The organism is Pseudovibrio flavus (genome assembly GCF_009711345.1).
Classification (GTDB): domain Bacteria; phylum Pseudomonadota; class Alphaproteobacteria; order Rhizobiales; family Stappiaceae; genus Pseudovibrio; species Pseudovibrio flavus.
In genome coordinates, this window is record NZ_SMMA01000061.1 from 173,691 (window position 1) to 186,360 (window position 12,670).

12 protein-coding genes and 2 tRNA genes are annotated in these 12,670 nt (G+C 53.1%); 5 read left to right on the forward strand and 9 right to left on the reverse strand.

Going from position 1 to position 12,670, the window contains the following annotated elements:
* The gene (gene galE, locus E1162_RS09990; RefSeq protein WP_155130247.1) at positions 1-990 is read left to right on the forward strand and encodes a UDP-glucose 4-epimerase GalE; all 990 of its coding nucleotides are present in this window, start codon (positions 1-3) and stop codon (positions 988-990) included.
* Between the two features lie 56 nt (positions 991-1,046).
* Here the strand turns inward: galE and E1162_RS09995 are convergent, their stop codons facing one another.
* A complete protein-coding gene (locus E1162_RS09995; RefSeq protein WP_155130249.1) occupies positions 1,047-1,493 on the reverse strand; it encodes a DUF192 domain-containing protein in 447 nt (148 codons plus the stop codon).
* 81 nt (positions 1,494-1,574) lie between these two features.
* Positions 1,575-2,156 carry a cold-shock protein gene (locus E1162_RS10000; protein WP_155130251.1) on the reverse strand — a complete coding sequence of 194 codons (582 nt, stop codon included), beginning with the start codon at positions 2,154-2,156 and terminating at the stop codon, positions 1,575-1,577.
* Positions 2,157-2,573: 417 nt separating this feature from the next.
* On the opposite strand from E1162_RS10000, the gene E1162_RS10005 reads away from it, so the two are divergent.
* The 3 genes from E1162_RS10005 (at position 2,574) to E1162_RS10015 (ending at position 3,688) form a co-directional block, all read left to right on the forward strand.
* Positions 2,574-3,014 carry a VOC family protein gene (locus E1162_RS10005; protein WP_155130253.1) on the forward strand — a complete coding sequence of 147 codons (441 nt, stop codon included), beginning with the start codon at positions 2,574-2,576 and terminating at the stop codon, positions 3,012-3,014.
* A gap of 185 nt (positions 3,015-3,199) precedes the next feature.
* Positions 3,200-3,274, forward strand: a tRNA-Glu gene (locus tag E1162_RS10010).
* A 339-nt stretch (positions 3,275-3,613) separates the two neighbouring features.
* Positions 3,614-3,688, forward strand: a tRNA-Glu gene (locus tag E1162_RS10015).
* Positions 3,689-3,838: 150 nt separating this feature from the next.
* On the opposite strand, the gene E1162_RS10020 is transcribed toward E1162_RS10015, so the two are convergent.
* The 7 genes from E1162_RS10020 to E1162_RS10050 all read right to left on the reverse strand — a co-directional run bounded on the left by E1162_RS10020 (position 3,839) and on the right by E1162_RS10050 (position 11,716).
* Complete coding sequence (locus E1162_RS10020; protein ID WP_155130255.1) at positions 3,839-4,984, reverse strand: iron-containing alcohol dehydrogenase; 1,146 nt, start codon at positions 4,982-4,984, stop codon at positions 3,839-3,841.
* Positions 4,985-4,987: 3 nt separating this feature from the next.
* Complete coding sequence (locus E1162_RS10025) at positions 4,988-6,370, reverse strand: aldehyde dehydrogenase family protein (protein ID WP_155130257.1); 1,383 nt, start codon at positions 6,368-6,370, stop codon at positions 4,988-4,990.
* Between the two features lie 63 nt (positions 6,371-6,433).
* Positions 6,434-7,801, reverse strand: a complete 1,368-nt coding sequence (locus E1162_RS10030; protein ID WP_155130259.1) for a glutamine synthetase family protein — start codon at positions 7,799-7,801, stop codon at positions 6,434-6,436.
* Positions 7,802-7,955: 154 nt separating this feature from the next.
* The gene (locus E1162_RS10035; RefSeq protein ID WP_155130261.1) at positions 7,956-9,014 is read right to left on the reverse strand and encodes a TRAP transporter substrate-binding protein; all 1,059 of its coding nucleotides are present in this window, start codon (positions 9,012-9,014) and stop codon (positions 7,956-7,958) included.
* Positions 9,015-9,123: 109 nt separating this feature from the next.
* Entirely contained in the window at positions 9,124-10,449 is a 1,326-nt protein-coding gene (locus E1162_RS10040) for a TRAP transporter large permease (protein ID WP_155130263.1), read from the reverse strand.
* On the reverse strand, positions 10,439-10,954 hold the full coding sequence (locus tag E1162_RS10045; RefSeq protein WP_155130265.1) for a TRAP transporter small permease subunit: 516 nt from the start codon (positions 10,952-10,954) through the stop codon (positions 10,439-10,441). Before E1162_RS10045 ends, E1162_RS10040 begins: the two co-directional genes overlap by 11 nt.
* Before the next feature lie 3 nt (positions 10,955-10,957).
* Positions 10,958-11,716 carry an N-formylglutamate amidohydrolase gene (locus E1162_RS10050; protein WP_155130267.1) on the reverse strand — a complete coding sequence of 253 codons (759 nt, stop codon included), beginning with the start codon at positions 11,714-11,716 and terminating at the stop codon, positions 10,958-10,960.
* A 142-nt stretch (positions 11,717-11,858) separates the two neighbouring features.
* On the opposite strand from E1162_RS10050, the gene E1162_RS10055 reads away from it, so the two are divergent.
* Positions 11,859-12,670: MurR/RpiR family transcriptional regulator (locus E1162_RS10055; protein ID WP_155130416.1), on the forward strand; the 812-nt coding region annotated here is incomplete at its 3' end.

Sequence of the window (12,670 nt, forward strand, 5' to 3'; positions counted from 1 at the left end):
ATGGCGGTTCTGGTAACAGGTGGTGCAGGATACATTGGCAGTCACATGTGCTGGCTTTTGGAAGAAGCTGGCGAAGACCTTTTGGTCATCGACGACTTCAGCACTGGCTTCCAATGGGCACTTCCTGACAGCGCAAAAGTTTACGAAGGCGATGTTGGCGATCAGGAACTTCTGGCGCAGATTTTCAAAGAAAACGATGTGGATGCAGTCATTCACTTCGCTGGCTCCATCATCGTGCCAGAGTCCGTCGAAAACCCACTCAAGTACTATCTCAACAACACTGCCAAGTCGCGCAGCCTCATTGAGGCGTGCGTTACCGCAGGCGTTGACAAGTTCATCTTCTCGTCTACCGCAGCCGTTTATGGCGATCCTGAAGTTGTACCGGTAGACGAAAATGCGCCGCTCAAACCACTGTCTCCGTATGGCACATCCAAGCTGATGACAGAGTTGATGCTTTCGGACGTCTCCAACGCCCATAACTTCCGCTACACAGCTTTGCGTTATTTCAACGTGGCTGGCGCGGACCCGAAGGGCAGAACAGGCCAGTCCACCAAGAACGCAACGCACCTCATCAAGGTCGCCTGTGAAGCAGCACTTGGTAAGCGCGGTCACCTTGGCATCTTTGGTACCGACTTTGACACACCGGACGGAACCGGCCTGCGCGACTACATCCACGTTTGGGACCTAGCAAGCGCTCACTACCTCGCTCTAAAACGTCTGCGCACCGGTGCTGGTAGCATTGTCATGAACGCTGGCTACAGCGATGGATACTCCGTTCGTCAGGTAATCGACGCTGTTAAAGCGGTCTCTGGCGTTGATTTTGAGGTCCGCGAAGAGCCTCGCCGTGCCGGTGACAGCCCTAAGGTTGTAGCGCAAAACACGCGCATTCTCGCGGAGCTGGACTGGAAGCCTGAATACAACAATCTGCCTAAGATCGTTGAACATGCGCTAAACTGGGAAAAGAAACTCTCTCTGCGCAATTCGCTTTAACAGCGGCAAGGCACAGTTAAACGGCAAGAGCGTGTGGAGCATCTGCGCGCTCTTTTTTATCGGCGGATCGTAACACTGTCGCCTTTTGATATACCAAGCTTTTCAGCAGTTCCGCCAAGCACTTCCAGCACATAAAGCGCCTTACCGTGAGACGGGATAGCGTCAAGAGAAAACGGCGTAGTGTTCTCCGCGATATGAATGATACGCTGGTCTTTAGAGATAAAAATAATGTCCAAAGAAAGCGGCGTATTCTTCATCCAGAAGACCTGCTCGGAAGGCAAATCAAACACGAACAGCATCCCGTGATCAGCGGCCATCTCTTCGCGGTGCATTAGGCCTTGGGCGCGGCTATCGCGATCTTCCGCAATCTCGACTGTGAAGGAAGAGGTCCCGCCACTGCGCTGAATATCGACATGTCCGATGGGTAAAGTATCCGCAACAGCAAAATACTGCGGCAATAAGCCAACTGCTAAAATGGCCAGTAGACCGAGCACATACCGCATCTCACATTTCCCGTTCCCTAACTCAACGGGAAGAACCCTACACAGGTTCTTCAAAACTGCAAGATGTGGCCCACAGTCTTTCTAGTGGGAGGAAGGGATATGAGTACCACCACCGAGCGGGCGCACCTCTGCAGCCATTTTCCCTTTAGGACCATTGCCAAAGCGAACCATAACCCGCTGGCCAGGGCGTAGCTCGGTAATGCCAAAGCGACGCAAAGTCTCCATATGGATGAAAATGTCTTCAGTGCCTTCACCGCGCGTCAGGAACCCGAAGCCTTTAACACGGTTGAACCACTTTACTTCTGCCTCTTCAAAGCCACCTTCAGGAACGACCTGCACATGGGTGCGCGATGGCGGAAGCTGGGAAGGATGAACGGCGCTGGACTCGTCCATCGAGAGAATGCGGAGCGCCTGTAAGCCCCTTGGTCTGTTCAAAACCTCACAGACAACCCGAGCCCCCTCATAGGCCGTCTGATAGCCGTCCCTGCGAAGGCACGTAACATGCAAAAGCACGTCTGGCATGCCATTTTCAGGTTCGATGAAGCCAAAGCCCTTGCCGATGTCAAACCATTTGATCGTTCCCGCAATTTCGAGAACGTCCATAGAAACGTCATCTGCCAGATCCTCAACAGGAAACAGCTCTGGCGCCGTTTTAACAACCATGAGAAATGCCCCGTATTCACTCGCCGCTTAGAAACCGCTGAAGTTCTGACCTCACAAAACTTTCAATTGATTCCGTAAAAGCAGAATATCAGGACCCCACTCGCCCTCCAGTTGAAACTTAAAAAAATCTTAATTCATCCCCCACTCATTTCCTTCACGGCACTATTAAAGACGCAACATCCAGTATGTTTTAAGATCTCCAAACAACAATATAAGCACTTTGAACCCTCTCCATCTTTACTAGGGTGACCTTACGTCTCCAATTATCCAGCATCATGACGCCCAAACGTCAGGCGAAGCAGGACAACATGCAGTTGTATCGTTTGTCGTAAAAAGAGCTGGCAGGCCACTTGCGGCCAAGGGCAATTCAAGAAAAGATGCGCCCCTGTTTTATTGTTAAATGCCGGAGGAGGCCCCATGCGATATCTCCACACAATGGTTCGCGTTAAAGATCTTGATGAATCCCTCGATTTCTATTGCAACAAATTTGGCCTGCAGGAAGTGCGCCGCCATGAGAGTGAGCAAGGCCGCTTTACGCTCGTATTCCTTGCAGCTGCTGAGGACGTAGAAGCTGTAAAGGCAGGCTCCGCCCCTGCTCTGGAACTCACCTATAACTGGGATCCAGAAGACTATGAGGGCGGCCGTAACTTTGGTCACCTCGCCTATGAGGTAGACGACATCTACGGTCTGTGTGAGAGCCTTCAGAACGCAGGCGTTGTCATCAACCGCCCGCCGCGCTGCGGCCGCATGGCTTTTGTTCGCTCCCCTGATGGCATCTCTATCGAACTGCTCCAAAAAGGCGGCGCAAAGGAACCTCAGGAGCCTTGGGCTTCCATGCCAAACACTGGCAGCTGGTAACAACAATCGGGTGTGGAGTGACCATTTTCTCCACACCCGAACCGCTAAAAATGGCCCGTAAAGTTTGGAGCTGTTAAAATTCTTAAAATTCCTCTTGCGCGGTTTCAAGAATGCCCATATAAGCCGCTTCACCGAGGCGCTGACGGCGACTAAGTCGCTGAAAGATCATAGCCTTGGAACAATGCGCGCCCATCGTCTAGCGGTTAGGACGCCGCCCTTTCACGGCGGAAACAGGGGTTCGATTCCCCTTGGGCGTGCCATTCTCTTCTTCAAAAATTGCACGCTTCGACAAACGCATCCTAACGGATAGCGTTATTTTTTGCGTTTAAGCTCCTGCTTCAGTCAGCATTGCGGACGAGAGAAACGTAGCCGAGGCAAGCCTCGAAACCACTTTGCTGCGGACAACATTCTTCCCCTATCGTCCAGCGCCTAACTGCCCGATTTTCCAGCGACTTCCATGCATTTTTGAAAAAAGTTCCGCGGCGCTGTGAAAAATGCATTTTCCCTATTGCACGGTTTCAAGAATGCCCCTATAAGCCGCTTCACCGAGGCGCTGACGGCGACTAAGTCGCTGAAAGATCATAGCCTTGGAACAATGCGCGCCCATCGTCTAGCGGTTAGGACGCCGCCCTTTCACGGCGGAAACAGGGGTTCGATTCCCCTTGGGCGTGCCATTCTCTTCTTCAAAAATTGCACGCTTCGACAAACGCATCCTAACGGATAGCGTTATTTTTTGCGTTTGGCCTCGTTCTTACAAAAAAATAAATGAAAAATGGCGAGCCGAAGCCCGCCATCTTAAGAACGCATCACTGAACTGCCAGAAACTAGATGGTTTCCAGATAGAGAGCTTTTGCAGCCTCTACAGTTAGCTCAACTGGGTTACCGCCTGCGGATGGGTCTTCAACAGCCATCTGGGCAAGCTGATCCACCTTCTCCGTATCCACGCCAAGCGCACTCAGCTTTTCAGGAACACCCAGTTCCTTGCAAAGGCCGGTCACCGCTGCGTAGAAGCCATCAAAACCGCCTTCGATACCGAGATAGGCAGAGAGCTTCTCGATGCGCTCCTCAATAGCTGCGCGGTTGAAGCGAAGTACAGCAGGCATAACAACAGCGTTCGTCATACCGTGGTGGGTGTTATAAACGGCACCGACCGGATGAGAGAGCGCATGCATACCGCCAAGACCTTTCTGGAAAGCCACAGCACCCATCGCTGCTGCACTCATCATATGACCGCGCGCTTCAATGTCGTTCGGGTTCGCAACAACCTTTGGAAGGTTTTCGAGCACCAAGCGCATGCCCTCAATCGCAATACCCTGAGACATCGGGTGATAGAACGGCGAGCAGTAAGCCTCTAGCGAGTGAATGAACGCATCGAGACCAGTGCCAACCGTAATCATCTGCGGCATACCCACAGTGAGTTCAGGATCACAAATGACCTGAGAAGGAAGCATCTTCGGATGGAAGATGATCTTCTTAACGTGGGTCTCGGAGTTGGTGAGAACACCTGCACGGCCTACTTCAGAACCAGTACCAGCTGTGGTCGGCACCGCAATGTTAGGACAGATCGCATCAGCGTTGGCGCGGGTCCACCAGTCGCCAATATCCTCGAAATCCCATACAGGGCGGGTTTGACCGGCTTGGAAGGCAATCAGCTTAGCAAGGTCGAGACCTGAGCCGCCGCCAAATGCAATCACACCATCATGGTCACCTGCTTTAAAAGCAGCAACACCAGCGTCAAGATTAACGTCAGTTGGGTTAGGATCAACCTCGCAGAACATTGCGCGGCCAAGGCCAGCAGCTTCAAGAATGTCCAGCGTCTGCTGGGTTACCGGCAGTGGACCAAGGCCACGATCTGTCACCAGCAGCGGGCGCTTAATGCCCGCAGCCGCACACGCTTCCGGCAGCTCCTTAATGCGACCTGCGCCAAAGCGGATCGGTGTCGGATAGCTCCAGTTTGCAGTAGTCGTCATTTCTTATGCTTTCTTGAAGTGGAAGGACTGCGGACGGGTCAGGTTATGGAAACCGATGACAGAAAGAGCGCCGCCGCGGCCTGTGTCTTTGCAGCCGGTCCAGCACAGAGCCGGATCAAGGTAGTCAGCACGGTTCATAAACACGGTGCCGGTTTCAATCTGCTCTCCCACACGAGCAGCACGCTCTGGGTCTTTGGTCCACAAAGATGCAGTCAAACCAAACACACTGTCGTTCATCAACTCGATAGCTTCCTCGTCGCTATCAACCGGAATGATACCGAAGATCGGACCAAAGCTCTCATCCTGCATAACGCGCATGTCATGCGTTACATTGGTGAGGATCTGCGGCATCACATAGGTGCCGCCATTGTCCGCTGGGAACAGCGCAGGGTCGATAAGCGCAGTTGCGCCCTGCTCTACTGCCTCTGCCACCTGTGCACGAACTTCATCTGCAAAGCGTTGGTTCGCCATAGGGCCGATGGTGGTTTCTTCATCAAGCGGGTTACCCAGCTTGTAACCGGAAACGATAGCAACAGCCTTTTCGACAAACGCATCATAAACAGAGCGGTGAACGTAAACGCGCTCAATACCGCAGCAGCACTGGCCGGAGTTGAACATAGCGCCGTCAACGAGTGTATCGGCAGCCGCATCAACGTCAGCGTCTTCCATCACGTAGCCAGGGTCTTTACCGCCAAGCTCAAGACCCACGCCTGTGAAAGTACCAGCAGCCGCACGCTCAATAGCGCGGCCACCACCAACAGAACCGGTGAAGTTCACGAAGTCGAAGTTGTTGCCTTCAATCAGAGCGGATGTAGTCTGATGGTCAAGGAAGAGGTTCTGGAAGATTTCTTCAGGAACGCCAGCTTCAACAAACGCTTTCACCATGCGCTCGCCAACAACGAGTGTCTGGGTAGCGTGCTTGATGATTACCGCATTACCGGCAATCAGCGCAGGCGCAACAGTGTTGATCGCAGTCATGTACGGGTAGTTCCATGGCGCAATAACCAGAACCAGACCGTGAGGAACGCGGTGGATGCGGCGCTCGAAGGCATCGCTGTTTTCAACGACGAACGGAGCAAGGGACTCTTCAGCGATAGACGCCATGTAATCCGCACGCTGTTTAAAGCCGCCAAACTCGCCGCCATAGCGGACAGGACGGCCCATCATGCGGGCGATTTCAGGAACGATATCGTCGTTCATCGCGCCAACGCGCTCAACGCCAGCCTGAACAAGCTCGATACGTTCGGCAAGTGGGCGTCGTGCCCATGCCTTTTGTGCAGCGCGTGCCTTTTTAACGGCAGCCTTAGCCTCTTCCATCGATGCAACGGTGCGCTCTGCAAAAACGCTGCCGTCGATCGGCGAAATACACTTCAAAACACTACTCATAGTTTCACCTGAAAAAGGAGAGGACCTGCGGCGCAGGCCCTATTGGGAATAGAGATTTTCTTCTTATGAACGCTCGAAACCGCGACGACGCTCCCAGTCGGTCACGGCTCGGTCGTATTCAGACTGCTCGAAGTTGGCAGCATGAACGTAATGCTCAACCACATCATCACCCATTGCAGAGCGCAGCATGGAAGAGCGATCTAGCAAGCGAGCGGCAGAGCGAAGGGTGTTAGGCACTTCGCGAATGTCGCCGCCGCCATAAGCATCACCCACAAACTCGTCTTCAAGGGTTAGCTCACGCTCGATACCGTCGATGCCGGCTGCAAGAAGTGCTGCCATTGCAAGGTATGGGTTGAGGTCAGCGCCGCCAACGCGGCACTCGACACGAACGGCCTTTGTGCGGTCACCACAAACGCGGTAACCGGCCGTGCGATTATCCTTGGACCAGATCGCCTTGGTTGGCGCAAAGGTGCCTTCCGCAAAACGCTTGTAAGAATTGATGTTTGGCGCAAGGAAGTAGGTGATGTCGCTCGCGTGGGTCAAAAGACCGGCCATGTAGTGCTTCATGAGCTTGGACATGCCATAGCGATCATCGGCATCGTAAAACAGCGGCTCACCACTGCCTGACCACAGCGACTGATGGATGTGGGAGGAACTCCCGGCAGCGCGATCACTCCACTTTGCCATGAAGCTTGCTGCATAGCCCTTCTGCCACGCAATCTCTTTGGTCGCGTTTTTGATAATGACGTGATTATCCGCCATTGTCAGCGCGTCAGAATAACGAACGTTGATTTCTTCCTGACCAGCGTCGGCCTCACCCTTGGAGTTCTCGACGGTGATACCTGCACCCTGCAAACCGTTGCGCAGCGCGCGCATAACCACTTCTTCCTTGGTTGTCTGGAAGATGTGGTAATCCTCGTTATAGGCAGAAACCGGAGACAGGTTGTTGTGCGCCTGTGCCTGCGCCTGCTCATAGCTCTCCTTGAAAAGGAAGAACTCAAGCTCGCTGGCCATAAACGGTTTCATGCCCATTGCTTCAAGGCGGGCGATCTGGCGCTTCAACACAGCACGCGGCGAATGGGCAACAGCTTCGTGAGTACTGTGATCTTCAACATCACAAAGAACAAGAGCTGTACCTTCAAGCCAAGGAACTCTGCGCATGGTGCTAAGGTCTGGCTTCATGGTGTAATCACCATAACCGGAAGACCAGCTGGTCGCCTTGTAGCCATCTACAGTCGACATCTCCATATCGGTCGCCTGAAGGTAGTTACAGCTATGGGTCTCCTCCCACGCGCTTTCTACAAAGTACTCTGCCTGAAAGCGCTTGCCCATCAAACGGCCCTGCATATCAACCTGAGCAGCAATGACTGTGTCAATCTCGCCCGTTGCAACCGCCTGCCTTAGCTCGTCAAAGGTCAACTTACCCGCCATGTTGAACCGTCTTCTTTCTTTAGTTTCTTGAGGGCTTACGCCCTGCCCCAACAAATTCTTAGATCAAGGAAGGAGGGCATGAGCGCCCTCCTCTTTTTTGTAGAAACACGTATTTTTGCAGCACCACGAACGGGTGCGCAATTGTCCGAATTTCTTAGCCGTAGCGGTAAGGAGCACCAGCGTTCTTCATTGTCTGCTGGTAGTCGCGAAGGATTTTGACTACGCGTGCGTTACGCTCGCCTTTTTCCGCGATCTCGTCCCAGAACTCGTTGGCCGCTTTTTCGATGGTTGCCCACTCCTGCTCAGGAATAGTGGTCAGTTCCAGCTTGCCACCGGAGGTACGGTAGTGCGCCTCACCCCACCAGTACCAGTGCTGGCGGTAGTAGTGGGACTGGTCGATGCAGAGCTTGTAGAGGGTCTGCAGGTGCTCAGGCAGCTCGTTCCAACGCTCTTCGTTCACGAAGTAGGAACCAGCCCATGCGCCGGAGATGTTGTTGGTGAGGTAGTAGTTGGTCACATCTGCCCAACCAACGGTGTAACCCTCAGTCGCACCAGCCCATGCAATACCGTCCAGCTCGCCGGTCTGGATAGCAACTTCAATGTCTTCCCAAGGCAGGGTGACAGGCACAACGCCAAAGCGTGCAAGGAACTTACCAGCAGTCGGGAAGGTAAAGATACGCTTGCCCTTAAGGTCCGCAAGAGAGCGGATCGGGTCAACAGTCACAAAGTTACAAGGATCCCAAGAACCAGCGGAGAGCCACTTAACGTTCTCGACTTCGTCGTATGCTTCTTCCCAGATTTCGCGCAGGCCGTAGTGCTCGAACAAGACAGGCACGTCGAGGCTGTAGCGGGAAGCAAACGGGAAGTAGCCGCCGAATACGGAAACGTCTACTGGAGCTGCGATGGAGTCATCGTCAGACTGAACCGCATCGATGGTGCCGCGCTGCATTGCACGGAACAACTCACCGGTTGGAACCAGCTGGTCAGCGTAGTACAGCTCGATTTCCATCTCGCCGTTTGCTGCCTTGTTGAACATGTCGATAGATGGCTTGATCACATGCGCTGCCAGTGGAGCACCAGCATATGTCTGCAAACGCCACTTGATTGGACGACCGGCTGCGTGAACAGCAGGAGCGGCCAGAGTGGTAGCGCCAGCTGCTGCAACGGTTGTTACACCAGCCTTCTTGAGAAACTCACGTCTCGTCTTAATCATTTAAAACATCCCCTAATGAAAGGTTTGAAATAGTCCCTCCCGGCGGGATTGTTCGGGACACCGATTTTTATGGTTTCCCAGCCGGTATTCAGGTTGGCGCCCGCTGCAATTAGCGGGCGTAGTAAAGCTCAGGTAGCCAGAGCGCGATCTGCGGGAACGCAGTCACAAGGCCAAGACCAAACACCATCAGCATCACAAACGGCCAGATGGAGCGGTAAATGTCTTTCAAAGACACTTCCGGCGGAGCCATGGCGCGCATGAGGAAGAGGTTGTAGCCGAACGGCGGTGTCATGTAGGCGATCTGACAGGTGATCGTGTAAAGGACGCCGTACCAGACAAGGTCAAAGCCAAGCACCTTCACCAGCGGCACATAAAGCGGTGCCACAATCACCAGCATTGCGGTGTCATCAAGGAACATGCCCATGATGATGTAGGTGAGCTGCATGAGAAGCAGAATTTCCCAAGGGCTAAGGCCAAGATCCTGAACGAATAGACCTTCAATCGCACGCACTGCGCCAAGACCATCAAACACCGCACCAAAGCAAAGCGCTGCAAGGATGATCCACATGAACATGCAGGAGATCGTCAGCGTTTTTTCCGCAGTCGTATGAATGAGCTTGAAGTTCAGGCGTCCTTTGATCGCCGCAGCAATGGTGGCGGCAAGAGCACCAACGGCCGAACTTTCCACCAAGCTGGTTACACCCATCAGGAACAAGCCAGTCATGGAAAAGAAGATCAGTAGCGGCAGAATGCCAGCTCTAAGAAGGCTTATCTTCTCGGCCCACGTAATTTCTTCGCGCTCTTCCTCGGAAAGGGACGGCCCCATTTGAGGCTGCAAGCGACAGCGAATAACGATGTAGGCAATGAACAAACCAGCCAGCAAAAGGCCCGGAAACACACCCGCAAGCCATAGCTTGCCAACCGGCTGGCGAGCGATCATGCCGTAAAGCACCAGAACCACACTTGGCGGCACCAGAATACCAAGGGAACTACCGGCCTGAATGACGCCTGTGACCATCACTTTGTCATAGCCACGGCGCAACAGTTCCGGCAGTGCAATGGTGGCACCAATCGCCATACCTGCAACGCTGAGACCGTTCATGGCGGAAACCATTACCATAAGGCCTACCGTGCCTATGGCCAAACCTCCATTTAGCCCGCCCATCCAGACGTGGAACATACGGTATAGGTCTTCCGCAATACCGGATTCCGAGAGCATGTAGCCCATGAAGATAAACAGAGGCAGCGTGAGAAGCGGATACCACTTCATTAGTTTCATGGCCGCACTAAAGGCCATTTCAGAGCCGCCCTCGCCCCACATAAACAGCGCTGCGATAACCGCAACACCACCAATGGCGGCAAAAACCCGTTGTCCCGTCAACAACATCAACATCATTGACGAGAACATAAGAACAGCGATCAGCTCATAGCTCATGGGCTGGCTCCCCAAAGGCGGCATAAATATTTTTGAAGAAAGTGGCGAGGGTTTGCAGCAGCATCAAAACAATGCCGATGCACATAATGATCTTGATCGGAGCCATTTTCGGTGCCCATGCCGAATAGCTCTCCTCACCGTATTTCAGCGCGTATTCAACGCTTGAAATACCGCCCACCAGCAACATAACGAGATAGAAGAACAGCAGCAGAATTGTGAAGCTATCGACAATCGCTTTCGTGCGCGGTCGCCATTCTCCATAGAACAAATCCATCCGTACATGGCCATTCTGCTGCATGGAGTACGGCCCGCCGAGCAGGTAGTAGGCAGTCATAAAGAACTGCGCCATTTCCAAAGACCAAAGCGGCGGAAGGAAGAACGCCTTGTTAAATGAGGCGTAGAGCAAAATGCCCATCATCGCGAAGATGAGATACATGGCCAGATACCCAACCATGCGGTTGATCCAGTCCACGCCATTTACAAATTTCCTGATTGCTGAAGGCATGCCCTATCCCTCCGCAGGTGAAACGGCCAAAGCCGCTTTAATGTTTTCAGCCAAGAACTGCGCCGCCCGTTCCACCCCGCCCTCATCCGCGATGAGGTCGTTACGAACCTCAATCATCACGTTGAGAAGCCCAAAAGGAAGCGCATGCGCTTTTAGCGTATGAGTCACGCCGTGCTGGGGACCGTAAGGCTCGTTTCGCTGAACATCGTAATCAGGTGTTCCTTCAGCCAACTCCAACATCCGATCAGCCAAGCGGCTATCGCGATCATGCAGCACACCAACCTCGACACTGCGTGGCTCACCTTTGTAAACCGGTGTAAAGCTATGGATGGTCACGATGATTGGCGTACGGCTATCTGCCAAACGCCCGCGAACGAGTTGGCGCAGCCCATCACGGAACGGCTCATAAAAATGCGTAACACGTTCAGCCCGAGCCTCTTCACTTAACTCCGCATTTCCGGGAACCGCGAAGATTTCACTAGTGGCAGGCACTGCAGTTGCGTCTTCAGGCGGACGGTTGCAGTCGTACAAAAGGCGTGAGGCCTCCTGCGTTATCAACGTCGCATCAAGTAGCGCACTCAAGCGCTCAGCAAGAAGCCGCGCGCCCGGATCCCAAGCGATGTGACTTAGCCGCGCTTCGCTGCCTAGGCCCAAATCTTTGTATTCCGGCGGTATGTGCGAAGATGCATGCTCACACACCAGAACAATTTCTGACTGTCCTTCAGGATTCGTAATCCCGACAGTCGCCCCCTCAAATTCCATCAGGTTTTATGCCAGCAAAAACGCGGGCGCCCCTCTAATTGCTCGTTATAATCCGCATTGCCCGTTTCTGTAATTTTTATTAGTGACAATCATATTCTGTAACGGATATTACACAAAGAGCAAAATCTAGGCAATTACCCTTATGGAGATTCTAAAGGTGAACGAGCGTCAGTCGGAACAGCCCCGCGTACAAGAACGCTTGAAGGCACAGTTTGACGCCCTCACCCGAGCCGAGCGACAACTGGCTAATTCATTGTTGGAAAACTACCCAATGAGCGGATTGGGAACGATTGCCGAGGTCGCAACTGCCTCAGGGGTATCAACGCCTACTGTAGTACGCCTTGCTCGCAAACTCGGCTTCACCGGTTTTTCGCAGATGCAAGCAGCGCTACGAGCCGAGTTGGAAGAGACCATCTCTAACCCAATCACCAAGCGGGATAAATGGGCCGCAGATGCGCCGCCGACGCACATTCTCAATCGCTTCGCCGCCTCTGCAATGGACAACCTTCAACAGACTTTAGGACAAGTTGATCCGCACGGATTTGATGAAGCGCTCATAATTTTGGCAGCCACTGACCGTCCTCTGCACATTATGGGCGGACGTATTACACGCGCTTTGGCTGACTACTTCTTCACCCATATGCAGGTCATTCGTGGCAACGTAACAGCCATAGCATCCAATGCAAACACATGGCCTCACTATCTTCTGAATATGAAAGCTGGCGACACGCTGGTGATCTTCGATATCCGCAGATACGAGCACGACATTTTGAAATTTGCAGAGCTTGCGAGTGAAAAGGATGTCGAGATCATTCTGCTGACTGACGAATGGGGATCGCCTGCATCGCGTTACGCCAAACACACCTTCCGCGCCTATATCGAATCCCAAACCGCATGGGATTCATCCATCGCTCTTATGTTTTTGGTTGAAGCTTTGATTGAAGGAACGCAGTC